17 protein-coding genes and 1 tRNA gene are annotated in these 15,308 nt (G+C 66.7%); 11 read left to right on the top strand and 7 right to left on the bottom strand.

The features are described 5' to 3' along the window. Window positions 1-94 precede the first annotated feature (94 nt). From VIG90_RS00230 to VIG90_RS00215, 4 genes are read right to left on the bottom strand one after another with little or no spacing between them, the layout of a single operon-like run. A complete protein-coding gene (locus tag VIG90_RS00230; protein ID WP_331591328.1) occupies window positions 95-1,045 on the bottom strand; it encodes an acetyl-CoA carboxylase carboxyltransferase subunit alpha in 951 nt (316 codons plus the stop codon). 36 nt (window positions 1,046-1,081) lie between these two features. Next, entirely contained in the window at window positions 1,082-2,014 is a 933-nt protein-coding gene (locus VIG90_RS00225; RefSeq protein WP_331591327.1) for a tyrosine recombinase, read from the bottom strand. A gap of 7 nt (window positions 2,015-2,021) precedes the next feature. Further along, on the bottom strand, window positions 2,022-3,905 hold the full coding sequence (locus tag VIG90_RS00220; protein ID WP_331591325.1) for a hypothetical protein: 1,884 nt from the start codon (window positions 3,903-3,905) through the stop codon (window positions 2,022-2,024). Beyond that, window positions 3,886-4,026, bottom strand: coding sequence for a hypothetical protein (locus VIG90_RS00215; RefSeq protein WP_331591324.1), 141 nt, complete (start codon window positions 4,024-4,026; stop codon window positions 3,886-3,888). The genes VIG90_RS00220 and VIG90_RS00215 overlap by 20 nt, the downstream gene beginning before the upstream one ends. A gap of 251 nt (window positions 4,027-4,277) precedes the next feature. On the opposite strand from VIG90_RS00215, the gene VIG90_RS00210 reads away from it, so the two are divergent. From VIG90_RS00210 to VIG90_RS00175, 8 genes are all read left to right on the top strand, one after another. After that, a complete protein-coding gene (locus tag VIG90_RS00210) occupies window positions 4,278-4,859 on the top strand; it encodes a shikimate kinase (protein ID WP_331591322.1) in 582 nt (193 codons plus the stop codon). Further along, window positions 4,856-5,995 carry a 3-dehydroquinate synthase gene (aroB, locus tag VIG90_RS00205; protein ID WP_331591321.1) on the top strand — a complete coding sequence of 380 codons (1,140 nt, stop codon included), beginning with the start codon at window positions 4,856-4,858 and terminating at the stop codon, window positions 5,993-5,995. Before VIG90_RS00210 ends, aroB begins: the two co-directional genes overlap by 4 nt. Window positions 5,996-6,051: 56 nt before the next feature. Further along, on the top strand, window positions 6,052-7,284 hold the full coding sequence (locus VIG90_RS00200; RefSeq protein WP_331591319.1) for a transporter associated domain-containing protein: 1,233 nt from the start codon (window positions 6,052-6,054) through the stop codon (window positions 7,282-7,284). Between the two features lie 113 nt (window positions 7,285-7,397). Then, the gene (gene fmt, locus VIG90_RS00195) at window positions 7,398-8,315 is read left to right on the top strand and encodes a methionyl-tRNA formyltransferase (protein WP_331591317.1); all 918 of its coding nucleotides are present in this window, start codon (window positions 7,398-7,400) and stop codon (window positions 8,313-8,315) included. A 10-nt stretch (window positions 8,316-8,325) separates the two neighbouring features. Beyond that, the gene (truA, locus tag VIG90_RS00190; protein ID WP_331591316.1) at window positions 8,326-9,114 is read left to right on the top strand and encodes a tRNA pseudouridine(38-40) synthase TruA; all 789 of its coding nucleotides are present in this window, start codon (window positions 8,326-8,328) and stop codon (window positions 9,112-9,114) included. A 266-nt stretch (window positions 9,115-9,380) separates the two neighbouring features. Continuing rightward, window positions 9,381-10,133, top strand: coding sequence for an MHYT domain-containing protein (locus VIG90_RS00185; RefSeq protein ID WP_331591315.1), 753 nt, complete (start codon window positions 9,381-9,383; stop codon window positions 10,131-10,133). 51 nt (window positions 10,134-10,184) lie between these two features. Next, window positions 10,185-10,535, top strand: coding sequence for a metalloregulator ArsR/SmtB family transcription factor (locus VIG90_RS00180; protein WP_331591314.1), 351 nt, complete (start codon window positions 10,185-10,187; stop codon window positions 10,533-10,535). An 81-nt stretch (window positions 10,536-10,616) separates the two neighbouring features. Beyond that, window positions 10,617-11,141: a rhodanese family protein gene (locus VIG90_RS00175; RefSeq protein ID WP_331591312.1), complete on the top strand. Its 525-nt coding sequence runs from the start codon at window positions 10,617-10,619 to the stop codon at window positions 11,139-11,141. A 3-nt stretch (window positions 11,142-11,144) separates the two neighbouring features. On the opposite strand, the gene radC is transcribed toward VIG90_RS00175, so the two are convergent. The 3 genes from radC to sfsA form a co-directional block, all read right to left on the bottom strand. Beyond that, on the bottom strand, window positions 11,145-11,831 hold the full coding sequence (gene radC / locus VIG90_RS00170; RefSeq protein WP_331591310.1) for a RadC family protein: 687 nt from the start codon (window positions 11,829-11,831) through the stop codon (window positions 11,145-11,147). Next, window positions 11,824-12,663 (bottom strand): type I methionyl aminopeptidase, encoded by an 840-nt coding sequence (map, locus tag VIG90_RS00165; protein WP_331591308.1) that lies wholly within the window; start codon window positions 12,661-12,663, stop codon window positions 11,824-11,826. The genes radC and map overlap by 8 nt, the downstream gene beginning before the upstream one ends. Before the next feature lie 103 nt (window positions 12,664-12,766). Beyond that, the gene (gene sfsA, locus VIG90_RS00160; protein ID WP_331591307.1) at window positions 12,767-13,462 is read right to left on the bottom strand and encodes a DNA/RNA nuclease SfsA; all 696 of its coding nucleotides are present in this window, start codon (window positions 13,460-13,462) and stop codon (window positions 12,767-12,769) included. Window positions 13,463-13,512: 50 nt separating this feature from the next. Here sfsA and VIG90_RS00155 point away from each other — a divergent pair, with 50 nt between their 5' ends. The 3 genes from VIG90_RS00155 to VIG90_RS00145 all read left to right on the top strand — a co-directional run bounded on the left by VIG90_RS00155 (window position 13,513) and on the right by VIG90_RS00145 (window position 15,178). Next, a complete protein-coding gene (locus VIG90_RS00155; protein WP_331591306.1) occupies window positions 13,513-14,268 on the top strand; it encodes a competence/damage-inducible protein A in 756 nt (251 codons plus the stop codon). Window positions 14,269-14,401: 133 nt separating this feature from the next. Beyond that, complete coding sequence (locus VIG90_RS00150; RefSeq protein ID WP_331591304.1) at window positions 14,402-14,773, top strand: hypothetical protein; 372 nt, start codon at window positions 14,402-14,404, stop codon at window positions 14,771-14,773. A 317-nt stretch (window positions 14,774-15,090) separates the two neighbouring features. Continuing rightward, window positions 15,091-15,178 (top strand) — tRNA-Leu (locus tag VIG90_RS00145). The last annotated feature ends 130 nt before the right edge of the window (window positions 15,179-15,308 follow it).

Here is a 15,308-nt window from a genome sequence, read left to right as displayed (position 1 = left end):
GCAACAGGGCCGAATTGCCACCTGAATGCGGCAACCCGGCCCTGCAATCCCAGTAAGGCTTTCGCCCCGCCTGATCCTGAAGCCCCCGCGGGCCTCAGAGACCCGCGCGGCCGATGGCGAGAAACTTCTCGCGGCGGTCCTTCTTGATCTCGGTGCGGCTGAGGCGGGTTAGCTGGTTCATTTCCCGCTCGATCACGGCGCCAAGGTTGGCAATCGCCGTCTTCGGATCGCGGTGCGCGCCGCCCAGCGGCTCCGGCACGATGCCGTCGATCACGCCCAGCGTCGCCAGATCCTGCGCCGTCAGCTTCATCGCCTCGGCGGCGTCGGCGGCCTTGTCGGCGGTGCGCCACAGAATGGAGGCGCAGCCTTCCGGCGAGATCACGGCGTAGATGGAGTGTTCCAGCATCAGCACGCGGTTGGCAGCGGCCAGCGCGATCGCGCCGCCCGAGCCGCCCTCGCCCACGATGCAGGAGACGATGGGAACCTCGACCGCAAGGCAGGCTTCGGTGGAGCGGGCGATGGCCTCGGCCTGGCCGCGCTCTTCCGCCTGCACGCCCGGGAACGCGCCCGGCGTGTCGACGAGGGTGATGATGGGCAGGTCGAACCGGTCGGCCATCTGCATCAGGCGGATCGCCTTGCGGTAGCCTTCGGGCTTGGCCATGCCGAAGTTGTGCTTGATGCGCGAGGTGGTGTCGCTGCCCTTCTCGTGGCCGATGACCATGACGGCCTGCCCCCGGAACCGGCCCATGCCGCCGATGATCGCCGAATCCTCGGCAAAGGCGCGGTCGCCTGCCAGCGGCGTGAAGTCATCGATCAGGCTGCCGACGATATCGCGGAAGTGCGGACGGCTCGGATGCCGCGCCACCATTGCCTTCTGCCACGGGGTCAGGTTGGCGTAGGTGTTCTTCAGCAGCTTGTCGACCTTGTCCTGCAGCTTGCTGATTTCAGACCCGATGTCCACGCGACCCGCGGCACCAGCCTGAAGTTCGGCAATCTTCGCCTCCAGTTCGGCGATGGGGCGTTCAAAGTCGAGAAAAGTAACCATGTTCCGGTCAATAACTCTTGTCAGAAGCCGGCGACGCTACCGATGCCGCTTCGCTCCGTCAACCGGGCTGCGCAGATCGGCCAACGGATGCTTCTCGTTTACCAAATCAACCAAACGGGTTTCGGCCACGTGCGTATAGATTTGCGTCGTGGCGATGTCCGCATGGCCGAGCATTTGCTGTAAGGCGCGCAAATCAGCCCCGTTGTCAAGCAAATGGGTAGCAAAAGCATGGCGCAGCACGTGCGGAGACAAGCGCTCCGGCGCAACGCCCGCCTCAAGTCCAAGCTCCCGAACCAGCTGGAAAAGCCGCACGCGGGTCAGGTGCCCGCTCTTGCCGCCGGAGGGAAAAAGATACTTGGCCTCGCCCGGCACATGGGCCCGCCAGGCCTCCACCGCCGCCAGCGCCTGGCCGGAGAGAGGCACCAGCCGTTCCTTGGAGCCCTTGCCCATCAGAATGATGTACGGCTTGTCCTTGGCAATGGCATTGCGCGGCAGGCTGACCAGCTCCGTCGCGCGCAGGCCCGAACCATACAGCAGCTCCAGCAGCGCGATCAGGCGCACGTTGGCGGGTATGGGGGCGCGCTCCAGCCGCTCCCGTGCCGCCTCGAACAGGCGGTCCACCTCCTCCCGCCCGAGGGACTTGGGCAGCCGGTGGGCCGGTGCCGGGGCCATGAGGTCCGATGCCGGATTGTCCGTGCGCCAGCCTTCGCGGAAGGCGAACAGATAGAACTGGCGCAGGCATGACAGCTTGCGGGAGATGGAAGCGCGGCTCAGCTCCGCCGTGCCGGCCAGCCAGCCGCGCAGGTCATCGGGCCTGGCCTGCAGGAGGCTGCCTTCAAGCGCCTCGCTGATCAGCCGCAGGTCACGCTCGTAGGCGGCCAGCGTGTTGCGGGCCGCCCCCTTTTCAGAGGCGAGCATGTCCAGAAACAGGCCGATGGCGGAGGGATCGCTCAGCCCTCGCTTGCTCATGCCCTGCTCACACGCCGTTTCGGATGAGGATTTCGCTGGCGATAATCCCCGCCTCGCGACGCAGGCCCACGTTGGCCAGCGCCCCCACGATCTCGTGCAGGTAAGCCGGGCTCACCTTCGCCGCGTCCGCACCAAGGCCGACACCGGCCAGCACGATCACCTCGCCCTTGCGCCCGGCGTTGGCCGCCTCGCGCAGTTTCCGGGTGAAGCTGCTGTCCACCAGCTCGATCCGTGCCGAGCGCGGCATGTCCGCCATCGGCAGCAGGCCAAGGCCGGTCAGCGCCGCGCTCACCAGCTGGCGTCGCCGTGCTTCCTCGGCGCGGTCCGCGTCCTGGCCGTCGTCCCACAGCTCGAACAGCGCCACCGAGTGCGGAATGCCGCCACGCGCGTCCGCCGTCGCCAGCAGCGGCCACAGCCCCATCAGCGCCGCGCCCGCCTTCGGGTTGCGGGCCTTGGCCTCGGCGCGCGCCAGATCGTACCACGCCTTGGCGGCAGGAATGTTGCCCGCCAGCAGCAGGGAGCGGCCCAGCTCGGGCGCGGCCTCAATCAGAGCCTTGTCGCGCGGCAGGCGGGCCGCCGCATCGGCTCCCGCCAGATAGAGCGCCACCCGGTCCTGCGGCGAGGCCGCACTGGCCCACAGGTCGCGCAGCGCCTGAAGCCGCTCCGGCGCGGTCTTCGCCTGATACGCCGTCCGCAGCTTGCCGACCGGCAGGGCGCGAATGGCCGTCTCATCCACAACCGATGCCTGAAGCGACCACAGGTTGAGCAGTTCCTGCGCGGGCAGCGCGCCGGTGGCCGCCGCCGTGCGGGCCGCCTCCAGCCGCACGGCCAGCGGCACATTGCCCTGGCGGCTGATCCAGCCCTTCACGGCAGAGTTGGCCGACGTGAACCGCTGGCGCGGCACCTCGACACCGCCCGCAAGCGCCATGGCAAGCCGGTAGGTGGTGAGGCGGGCGTTCTGCGGCCACACCGCGTTCACGCCCCGGTCCCCGCCTGCCAGCGAGGTGGAGACCACCTCGGCCAGCTGAATGTCGAATGTCTTGGCCGAGCGATTCTCCCGCTCCCGGTCCAGCGTCAGGATCGCACCCGCGTCATCGCCCTGAAGCGCGGCGCAGACGGCAGACGTCAGCGGCCACACCGGGTCAGATGATACGGTGATTCCCGTCTGCACCAGCGGGCACAGGCCCGGCACGTCGCCCGCCGCCATATAGGTCTGCGGCGCCACGTCGAACATGCGGCGGGTGTAGCTGGCAACCGGAACCTGCGCGGTCAGGCGGCGGGCGGCATCGGCCTCGCCCATGCGCAGCAGCAGGTGCGCCCGCTCCGCAACGAAATTGGCGGGCAGCGCGCCGTCCGGCGTCGGGGTGCGGGTGGCCAGCGCCTTGCGCAGCAGCACATGCGCCCAGCGCGAGGCCGTCGGCGCGGGCATGCCGCGCATCAGGTCGCGCACGAACGGGCCGCTCGAGCCGGCCCACAGGGTTTCGCTGAACCCGCCCGTGTCCGGCGCCAAAAGGCCAATGGGCACGCCCTGAGACAGAATACCGGCGGGGCGCGTCTCGGGCGCGGCCGGAGCCAGCTCGGCCCCCGCTTCCGGCGGCATGTCCTCGCCCGCAGCGGCATCCGGTCCTTCCGGACCGTCTCCCGGCAGGGTGCCATCCGGCATCAGCGGCTCGGGCTCCGCCACCGGCGGCGGAGGCGGCGCGAAGGTACCTGCAGGCAGCAGCGACTTGGGAGCCGCGGCGGGCGGCACCAGATCAGCGGGCTGCTGATGACCGGATTGCTGATTACCGGGCTGCTGGGCAACGGCCAGCGTGCCGGGCGTTCCCACACCCAGCGCCACAACCAGAACTGCAAGTGCCGAGGCGGAGGTTTTAAGCCCCAAGCTTCTCATTCGGGATGACCTTTTCGACCCGCTCCTGCGGCGCTGGCATGTCGGCAAAACCGTAATAGACGGTTGCGCCGATGAAGATCAGGAGCAACAGGCCCAAAAAGATCGACAATATTCGCCCCATGACAATTCCATCCTTAAGCGACACATCCTGCCAAGACCCCGAGGCCTTGGCCCCGGCCTGCGACCTTGGCCCTAGTTTGCCGGGCACGCAACCTTTCCTCCGGCTGACGGACGCAAGGCTAGCGCCTTTCGGCTCATGCCCGCTTGCCCGCATCAGCGGAGGCCCGATTCTTAGCGGCCGGACTTGGACGGCCGCCTCTGGCGTGTGTATAGCGATGCTGAACCACGACCAATAGTGAAAGTTGACACAGCTTGGCGAAGCCCCATTCCCCACGCAAACGCCCGCAGCCTCAGCGCCGGCGCGGCCTTCTGACGAAACCCATCGTCCTTGTGGGTCTGATGGGCGTCGGCAAATCCACCATCGGCCGCCGTCTGGCCAGCCGACTCAACATGGCGTTCGTGGATGCGGACGTGGAGATCGAGCGCGCGGCCGGGCTGAGCATCTCCGAGATCTTCGAGCGCTATGGGGAGCAGACCTTCCGCGACGGCGAGCGCCGCGTCATCCAGCGGCTCATAGACGGCAACGTCAAGGTGATCGCAACCGGCGGCGGCGCGTTCGTGCAGGATGAGACCCGCCAGCTCATTCTCGACCACTCCATCGCCGTGTGGATCGATGCGGACATCGACATCCTGGTTGAGCGCACTTCGCGCCGCAACACGCGCCCCCTGCTGCGCAACGGCGACCCGAAGGAGATTCTCACCAGTCTCGCCGCCAGCCGAACGCCCTACTACTCGCAGGCCCCGATTCACATCCGCAGCGGGCGCGGCCCGCACGATGCGGCGGTCGATGCCATCATCACCGCCCTTCACCGCCAGGGATATCTGACCAAATGACCGATACCGTCACCGACATCTTCCGCCCCGACGTCACCCGCATCGACATCAACCTGGGCGAGCGCAGCTATCCCATCCTCATCGGCGAAGGGCTGCTGGACACGGCGGGCGACCACCTCGCCGCGCTGCTGCCGCGCAAGCGCACCGCCATCGTCACCGACGAGAACGTGGCCGAGCAGCACCTCCAGCGCCTGCTGGACGCCTGCGAGAAGGCTGGCATCGAGGCCGAGCCCATCGTGCTGCCCGCCGGCGAATCGTCCAAGTCCTTCCCCCACCTCGAGTGGCTGTGCGAGCAGCTGCTGGAGATGGGCATCGAGCGCAAGGATGCCATCGTCGCCTTCGGCGGCGGCGTGATCGGTGATCTCGTCGGCTTTGCCGCAAGCATCCTGCGCCGCGGCTGCCCGTTCGTGCAGATCCCGACCACCCTGCTCTCGCAGGTGGACAGCTCCGTCGGCGGCAAGACCGGCATCAACACGCCGCAGGGCAAGAACCTCATCGGCGCGTTCCACCAGCCCAGGCTCGTGCTGATCGACACCGGCGTCATCGACACGCTGCCGGATCGCGAGCTGATGGCCGGCTACGCGGAAGTCGTGAAGTACGGCCTCATCGATGATCCCGCGTTCTTCGCCTGGCTTGAGGAGAACGTGGAAGACGTGCTGGCGGGCGAACCGGCCAAGCGCGCCCACGCCATCGCCACCAGCTGCCGCGCCAAGGCCCGCGTCGTCGAGCAGGACGAGTTCGAGACCAAGGGCCTGCGCGCCCTCCTCAATCTGGGGCACACCTTCGGCCACGCGCTGGAGGCCGAGAAGGGCTACGGCGGCGACCTGCTGCACGGCGAGGCCGTGGCGCTCGGCATGGTGCTGGCGTTCGAGCTGTCCGTCGAGATGGGCCTGTGCCCGCCCGAGGACCTTGAGCGCGTCCGCAACCACCTCGCCCTTGTTGGCCTGCCGACCACGCTGGCCAAGGTCGGCCTCGAGGGCATGGGCGAGACGCTCGTTGCCCACATGGCGCAGGACAAGAAGATGGAGGCGGGCCGCCTCACCTTCATCCTCGCCCGCGGCATCGGCAAGTCCTTCCTCGAGCGCAACGTGGACATGGAGCAGGTCAAGGCCCTGCTCAACCGCCCCTCGGCGTAATCTGACGGGACGGCCCGACGCATGGCCCGACGCTTTGAGCGGCACGGAGAAACAGCATGACACTCACTGACGCTGCCCTTCTCAGCGCGGCAGCGGGGCTGATCGTGCTGTCCGCCGTTCTCGAGGCCGCCCGCGCCGGGCTGCTGAATGCGTCCGAGGCGCGCATCCACCGGCTGGCGCGGGAAGGCAACCAGAGCGCGCGGAAGACCGAGGCGCTGCTGCCCCGCAAGACCCAGCTGCTGCGCGGAGCGGTGCTGGCCACCACCCTGTTCAACACGCTGGCCGCCAGCCTCGTCGCCGTCTCCTTCACGGACAGCTTCCGCCTCTGGAGCATCGGCTATGCCGTGGTGCTGGTCACGGCGCTCCTGTTCCTGTTCGCCATGGCGCTGCCCCGTGCCGTCGCCCCGCTGCGACCGGTGCGCATCGCGCTTCACTTTGCCCCGTTCATGGCGGCGGTCGTCCGCCCGCTGCTACCGCTGTCCGAAGGCGCGCTGAAGCTGGTGCGGCTGGCCCTGCCCGCCCTTGGCGTCAATCCGCTCGCCCTCCGGCGCGATGCCTCCCCGCTGCCCAGTCTCGGCGGCAAGCTGGAGGGCATGATCGACCTGGATGACGCCACCGTCGCCGACGTGATGGTCCATCGCAAGGCGGTCGAGATGATCGACATCGATATGCCGCCCGCCCAGATCGTGCGCATCGTCACCCGCTCGCGCCACACCCGCGTGCCGGTGTACCATGACCATCCCGACAACATCATCGGCATGCTGCACAGCAAGAACCTGATGCGGGCGCTGGCCAAGCGCGGGGCCAAGCCGGACAACCTCATCATCGGCAAGCTGCTGTCTCCGGCGTGGTTCGTGCCCAACACCACTTCCCTGCGCGACCAGCTCAACGCCTTCATCGCCCGCCGCACCCAGTTCGCGGTGGTGGTGGACGAATACGGCAGCCTTCAGGGCGTCATCACGCTGGCCGACATCATGGCCGAGGTGCTGGGAGACATCACCGGCGAGCAGGACCGCCTCGCCCCGCCGGGCGTCACCGTGCATGACGACGGCAGCCTCACGGTCGAGGGCACCGTCACCATCCGCGATCTCAACCGCCGCTTCGGCTGGGACCTGCCCGAGAGCAAGGCCACCACCATCGCCGGTCTGCTCATCCATCAGGCCCGCATCATCCCCGTGAAGGGACAGCGCTTCACCTACTTCGGCCTGCACTTCGACGTGCTGGAGCGCCAGCGCAACCAGATCACCCAGCTGCGCCTCACCCCCCGCCGCCACGAAGCGGCCCTTTGATATCCCGTGGCGCAACATCGATCCGCCTGCCTGATCCGGGCCTGCCCTTTTCCAACAGAATTCGCTAAACAGCCCGAACCAGACAGACTGTCAGCTTGAGGACACGCCCCGCCATGCGCCTTGCCTTCATGGGAACGCCGGACTTTGCCGTTGCCGCGCTCGACGCCCTGCACGCTGCGGGCCATGAGATCGTGTGCGTCTATACCCAGCCGCCGCGTCCGGCCAACCGGGGCAAGTCCCTGACCCCCACGCCCGTCCACCAGCGCGCCGAACAGCTTGGGCTGGAAGTGCGCCACCCGCTGAAGCTGCGCGGTCAGCAGGCCGAACTGGACGCCTTCCGCGCGCTCGATCTCGACGTTGCCGTGGTCGCCGCCTACGGCCTCATCCTCCCGCAGGACGTGCTGGACGCGCCCAAATACGGCTGCCTCAACATCCACGCCTCCCTGCTGCCGCGCTGGCGAGGTGCTGCCCCCATCCACCGCGCCATCGAGGCGGGCGATGCGGAGACCGGCATCACTATCATGCAGATGGACGCCGGGCTCGATACCGGCGCCATGCTCCTGAAGCGCAGCACCCCCGTCAAGGCGGACGAGACGACGCCCCAGTTGCATGACCGCCTCGCCGCCATGGGCGCGGAGATGATCGTTGAGGCGCTGGCAAACCTTCCCACCCTCACGCCCGAACCCCAGCCGGCCGAGGGCGTCACCTACGCCTCCAAGATCGACAAGGCCGAGGCCAGGCTGGACTTCACCCAGCCCGCCGCCCGGCTGGAGCGCAAGGTGCGCGCGCTGAACCCCTTCCCCGGCGCTTACGCCGAGTATGAGGGGGAGCGCATCAAGATCCTGAAGGCCGAGGTGGCTCCGGGCAAGCCGGGTGCGGAGCCCGGCGCGGTCATTGATGACCGCCTCACCATCCAGACCGCGGACGGCGCGCTGCGTCCCCTGCTGCTGCAGCGGGCAGGCAAGCAGGCGCTTGAGCTTGACGTGTTCATCCGCGGCTTTTCCATTCCCTCGGGCGCGCGCTTCGGCTAATTCCGCGCGCATGACCCGTTTCCGCCTGCTCGTTGAGTTCGATGGCCGCCCGTTCATGGGCTGGCAGTTTCAGGAACATGGCCCGTCCGTGCAGGCGGCGCTGGAAGAGGCCGTGTTCAAGATATCGGGCGAGGAAGCGCAGGTGGTCGCCGCCGGCCGCACGGACGCAGGCGTCCACGCGCTGGGCATGACCGCGCATGTGGATATCGAGAAGCCCTTCGCGCCCCTCAAGCTGCGCGAGGCGCTGAACGCCCGCCTGCGGCCCGATCCGGTCGCCGTCCTCCACTGCGAGGAAGCCGAGCCTGACTTTCACGCCCGCTTCTCCGCCACCCGCCGCAGCTACCGCTATCGCCTCGTCAACCGCCGCGCGCCCCTCACGTTCGACAAGGGCCTTGCGTGGCAGGTGCCGGTGCCGCTGAACCACGAGGCCATGCACGAGGCCGCCCAGATCCTCGTCGGGCGGCATGATTTCACAACGTTCCGCTCCGTCCACTGCCAGTCGGCCTCGCCCTTGAAGACGCTGGACAAGCTCACCGTCTCCCGCTGGGGGGATGAGATCGTGATCGAGACCGAGGCCCGCTCGTTCCTCCACCATCAGGTGCGCTCCATGGTCGGCTGCCTCAAGCTGGTGGGCGAAGGCAAGTGGACCGCGCGCGATCTGGAAAAGGCATTGAGAGCGTGCGATCGCGCCGCGCTCGGCTACAACGCCCCGCCCGATGGCCTCTACTTCGTCTCCGCCGGTTACGAGCCCCGCCCCTTCCCGACCGACCCGGAACCCCTCGGCCCGGACGACGAGTAAGCGGCGCTTCCTGCCCGCATCAGCATCATCTCCGTCAGGCGCATGTCCGGGCCTCTTCCTAAATTGAAATAAAGCCATGCCAATTGGCAAGATTCATTCAGGCATGCCGCCCTGTACGCTAAATTATTGCAAATTCTGATGCCGAGCTTTCCAAAAGAAAGGCTTGTTTACGAAATCTAAGGGATTTCCCGATCCTATGATTGTGCGGACTCATCAACGCTCAGGCCAGCACTCGGGTATGCATGATCGATACTGTGGTGACATGCTTGCAGCAACAACATGATGGGCGGCTGGTTGCGGCTGCCATCCTGATCTGCATGATCTCGAGCACCACGGCGGTTTACCTTCTGGGCAACTGCAACAACCTGCAAGCCAACTCCGTCACCACCCGGCTGCTGCCCGCCATCTGCGTCACCAGCATCGGCATCTGGGCCACCCACTTCGTTGCCATTCTGGGCTACGACACCGGGCTGGAGACCAGTTACAACCTTGTCATCACCGGCATGGCGGCACTGTTCTCGGTCGTCACCGTCGCCTTCGGCATGGTGTTCGGCGTCTATTTCAACTCGGTGCTGTCTCATGCGCTGGGCGGGCTGTACCTTGGCCTCGGCATTTCGGTGATGCACCTGCTGGGCATGTTTGCCATGCAGGTGCCGGGCTCCATGGTGTTCCACATGCCCTCCACCGTCGCCGCCATCGTCTCCGGCTGTCTGATATCCGCCACGGCCTTCGCCGCCTTCGCCTGGATCCGCTCGAACTGGCGCTATCCGGTCGCAAGCCTGCTGCTGGTGCTGGCGGTCTGCACGCTTCATTTCACGCAAGTGAGCTGGACCCGCTTCCTCCCCTCGCCCGAGCAGCTGGACATCGAGCAGGGCATCAACGGCACCGTGCTGGCAATCGTCGTCTTCTCGCTCTGGGTTTTCGTCACCGTCATCGCCCTCGCCCGCCACTGGTCTTTCAGCCAGGACGAAACCGATAATCAGCGAGCAGATCCGACCCCGCAGGCCGATAGGGCTTGATTAAAACTTTAGCAATCTCTAAATTAGCATCATCTAATTTAGAGAGTCGTCATGCCTAAAGCCCCAATGGATCTGCCCGCGTTCGCAGCGAAGGCGAGCGAAGTCGCCGACATCCTGTCGCTCCTTGCCAATCAGCGGCGGCTGATGGTGCTGTGCAGGCTGACGGAGCGGGAAGAGATGACCGTCTCCGAACTGGCGGAGGCCGTCGGCCTGTCCCAGTCCGCGCTCTCCCAGCATCTTGCGAAAATGCGCGAGCAGAACCTCGTCACCTATCGCCGGGAAAGCCAGACCCTGTGGTACCGCCTTGCGGACCCCCGGATCGAGGCGCTGCTGTCGGCGCTCTACGACACCTTCTGCGCGCCTCCGCCTGAACCGGCGACGGGCGCTACCGGCAAAAATTAATCAAGAAATTTCATTTCCGAAATGATAAAAGCGGAGCAAGGCACAGGAACCCGCGCTCCGCTGGAGTAAGGAGTACGCCCAATGACGCTCAGGACCGTCAACGCCGTGGAAGCCTACAGCCTCATGAGCCGGGGCGCGGCACTGGTCGACATTCGCCCGGCGGACGAGCATGCGCGCGTCTTCATCCCCGGTGCCGTCAACGTGCCGCTGGACCGGCTGACGCACGCCGCGCTGCCTGATGCTTCGGTCGTCATCTTCCACTGCCGCTCCGGCAACCGCACCCGCGCCCATCAGGCCGCCCTCAGCGCCGCCGCCATCTGCGAGAGCTACATTCTGGAAGGCGGGCTCGATCACTGGCGCAAAGCCGGGTACCCGTTTCAGGAAGACCGTGGCCAGCCGCTGGAGTTGATGCGTCAGGTGCAGATGACCGCCGGCGCGCTCATTCTTCTCGGCATCGTGCTGGGCTTTGCCGTCAACACGGCGTTCTTCGGCATTTCCGCCTTCGTCGGCGCGGGACTGGTGTTCGCCGGCGCAACCGGCTGGTGCGGCATGGCCCGCCTGCTCGCCGCCATGCCGTGGAACCGCCGCCCGGTCGCCACGGCGTAGCGGCTAAATCAGCCCTAGTGTCTTCAGGCTCTTGAAGCCGGTGCGCCCGATGATCACGTGGTCGTGCACCGTGATGCCCAGCCTGCGCCCGGCCTCGATGATTTCCCTGGTCATGCGGATATCATCCTGAGACGGGCTCGGGTCGCCGGACGGGTGGTTATGCGTCAGAATGAGCGCGGTCGCGCCAACTTCAAGGGACCGCTTGATGATCTCCCGCACATAGACGGCGGCATAGTCCACCGTGCCCTGCGAGAGCACCTCGTCGCGGATGACCATGTTGCGGCTGTTGAGAAACAGCACCCGGAACTGTTCGCGGATGCCGTGCGCCATGGAGGCGTGCAGGTAATCCAGCAGGGATTGCCAGCTCGAGAGCACCGGCTGCTTGTGCACCGCCGCCTGTAGCAGCCGCACGGCGGAAGCCTCGACGAACTTGATGCCCGCCACCGCCGCCTCGCCCACGCCCGCGCTCCGCAGGCTGTCCGCGTCCGCCGCCAGCACGGCCGAATAGCTGCCGAAGGTGGAGATCAGCCGCTTGGCCAGCGGCTTGGTATCGCGCCGGGGAATAGTCAGCGCGAGGATGTATTCCAGCAGTTCATGGTCGTGAAAGGCGTCGGCCCCGCCGGCAAGCAGCCGCTCCCGCAGCCGCTGCCGGTGACCGACGCCGTACTCGGAACTATCCGCCTCAGACATCATACGGCGGAGCGTTGAGCCCCGCCGGGGAGAGGGTGAAGATCTCGCACCCGTCCTCGGTAATGCCGATCATGTGCTCGAACTGCGCCGAGAGCGAGCGGTCCCGCGTCACCGCGGTCCAGCCGTCGTCCAGCACCTTCACGTCCGGCTTGCCGAGGTTGATCATCGGCTCGATCGTGAAGAACATGCCCGGCTTCAGCACCGGGCCTGCGCCTGGGCGGCCCACGTGGATGACGTTGGGCGCTTCATGGAACACCCGGCCGATGCCGTGGCCGCAGAAGTCCCGCACCACCGAGTAGCGCTGGCCTTCGGCGAACACCTGAATGGCGTGACCGATGTCCCCCAGCGTGTTACCCGGCTTTGCCGCCTCGATGCCGCGCAGCAGGCACTCGTAGGTCACCTCCACCAGCTTGCGCGCCTTCAGCGGCACGTTGCCCACCAGATACATGCGGCTGGTGTCGCCGTGCCAGCCGTTGAGGATGACGGTCACGTCGATGTTGACGATGTCGCCGTCCTTCAGCCGCTTGGTGCCGGGAATGCCGTGGCACACCACGTGGTTGGCGGAAATGCAGATGGACTTGGGGAAGCCCCGGTAGAACAGCGGCGCGGGCACGCCGCCGCGCGCGGTGATGAACTCGTAGGCCGCGCGGTCCAGGTCGTCCGTCAGCACGTTGGGCTTCACCATCGGCGTCAGGTAGTCGAGGCACTCGGCGGCCAGCCGACCGGCGGCGCGCATGCCCTCGAAATCTTCCGGACCATGGATGCGGATGGCCGAGGCCGGGGCGTACTCGTCCACGTCCTCGTCGGTGTCGAAATCGGTTTCAGTATTCATAGCTTCTAAATCGCGCCTCCGCGTCCCTTTGCCAAGTCCCCGTGAGGTCGAAGAACGACCCGGCGAGGCCAGCCGATCCACCCCCGCCCGACCCCCTGATATGTCACAGAACCACCGGCACCGGGCAGCGAATGCAGATTTCCTCCGGGCTCATGGTGCAGGCGTAGGCATAGGCCTCGACGCCCGCCGCCTTGGCCCGCGCCAAGGCCACAGCATAGGCCGGGTCGATGTCCCCCGCCACCGAGAAGGTCTCGCAGTCCCCCCGCTGGATCAGGTAGAGCATCACCGCCCGGTGGCCGAGCGCCACCTGCTCCGTCATCTCGTCCAGATGCTTGGCCCCGCGCGCCGTCACCGAATCCGGGAACTCCGCCTTCACGCCGCGCCGCAGGGTCACGTTCTTCACCTCGACGAAGCACGTGCCCTTCTCGCCTTCCAGCAGGATGTCGATGCGACTGTTCTTGCCGTAGGGCACCTCGCGCCGCAGCGACTCGTAGCCCGTCAGCTCCGCGATCAGCCCGTCGCGAATGGCCTCTTCCACAATGCGGTTCGGGTGGCTGGTGTTGATGCCCACATAGCCGCCCTCGCACTCCTCCAGCTCCCACCGCCAGGCCAGCTTGGCCTTGGGGTTGCGGTTCGGGCTCAGCCACACCCGGCTGCCCGGCACCGCAAGGCCCATCATCGAGCCCGAATTGGCGCAGTGTGCGGTCACGATCTCGCCATTCTCCAGCTCCACGTCCGCCAGAAACCGCTTGTAGCGCCGCACCAAAGTGGCCGGCACCAGAACCTCTTCAAAACGCATAGGCTTTTTTCAGCCTCCCCAACGACAGGCTTTTGAACTAAACCAGTCCCATGACCCCGCCCGACCGCATCTACACCGCCGCGCTCGTCATCATCGGCGACGAGATTCTCTCCGGCCGCACGCAGGACGCGAACCTCGCCTACCTTGCCAAGTGGCTCAATGTCCAGGGAATCCGCCTCGCCCACGTGCGGGTGGTGCCGGACGTGGAAGACGAGATCATCGAGGCGGTGAACGCCTGCCGCGCCCGCCACGATTACCTGTTCACCACCGGCGGCATCGGCCCGACGCACGACGACATCACCATCGACGCCATCGCCAAGGCGTTCGACGTTCCCGTCGTCATCCACCCGGAAGCGGAGGAGATGCTGCGCGCCTATTACGGCGGCGGGCTGACCGATGCGCGTCTGCGCATGGCCCGCGTGCCGGACGGGGCCGAGCTTATCCCCAACGAACTCAGCGCCGCGCCGGGCATCCGCATCGGCAACGTCTATATTCTGGCGGGCGTGCCGGGCGTGGCCCGCGCCATGCTCCACGCGCTTGAGGGGCGGCTGGCCGGCGGCCTGCCGGTCCTCTCCCGCACCGTCGGCGCGAAGGTGGGCGAGAGCACCGTCGCTGACCTGCTGCGCAACACCGAGGCGGCCCACCCGGGCGTGCAGGTGGGCAGCTACCCGTTCTGGCGCAACGGCGAGCCCAACGCCAATTTCGTCATCCGCTCCACCGATCCCGAGACCATGAACTCGGCCGCCGAGGCCATCCTCAAGGGGCTGAACGACCTCGGCCTCGACCCCACGGACGGCGAGATCTGACCCACCTGAAATCGCGGCAATCCGCCCGAATTGCGCCTTTGCGACGAGTTTTTTGAGCCTTTCCAGACTGTTCAGCCTCGGTTCAGACGCGGAACCGCTAAATGGCATCAACAGTTTTCGGGAGGTTCATCCAATGCGTAGCCTCAAGCTCGCCATCACGGCTCTCATCACCGCCAGCGTTGCGCTGGGTGCCGCCAGCCCTGCTTTTGCCGACCGGGATCACCGCGGCAAGCATCACTGGAAGAAGCGCGGTCCGGACCGCGTCGTCGTGATCGACCGTCGCGACTACCGCGATTATCGGGACTACCGCCGCCACTCGCGCGACCATGGCCGTTACTACCATGCGCCGCCGAAGAAGGTGGTCGTGTACCGCGATCGTCACGATTACGACCGCTATGATCGCCACTATCACCACCATTACAAGAAGGACAACACCGGCGACGTGCTGCTGGGCGTTGGCCTCGGTGCGGCCGCTCTGGCAGGTGTGATTGCCGCCACGCGTTAAGGCTGTTCGGCGGTCCGGAGCATCGGGTGCTGACACAGCCCAAACGGGGCCGGTTACCCTGCTCCGGCCCCGCCCGATGCACCAGCGTTCTGCGTACAAGCGCCGAGCAGGCAAAAGCCCGGCGCACCACAGCTAGAGAGGGAGAAGCCGCGCCCCAAAATCGGCTCCCCGCCGTGAGCTCCCCATGAAGCGGCTCCCCTCTCTACCCAGCTTACGCCCCCGCGTAAGCCCCCAGCCGGGGCGTGGCGTATTTCACGCCCCGGCTTCCCTTCCGGCCTTCGCCCGCCTATAACGTTCGTCACACGGCCCTAACGGCCGCCCACGTGGCGAAATGGTAGACGCAAGGGACTTAAAATCCCTCGATTCGCGAGAATCGTGTCGGTTCGAGTCCGACCGTGGGCACCACCTTCTCTCAGCCTGTCAGCATCCCCGCCCCATCATCCGTTGTCGGCGGGCTTTTGCAGGACAGCGGCTGACCGGATCCTGAGCTTCTGCGGCAGTCCCGCCAGCCGCCATTTCCATTGGCGGGCCCTGG

This window comes from Pedomonas sp., from assembly GCF_036515995.1.
In the GTDB taxonomy this organism is placed as follows: domain Bacteria; phylum Pseudomonadota; class Alphaproteobacteria; order Sphingomonadales; family Sphingomonadaceae; genus Pedomonas.
Note: the sequence above shows the minus strand (reverse complement) of the source record. Positions and strands in the feature narration are given on the sequence as shown.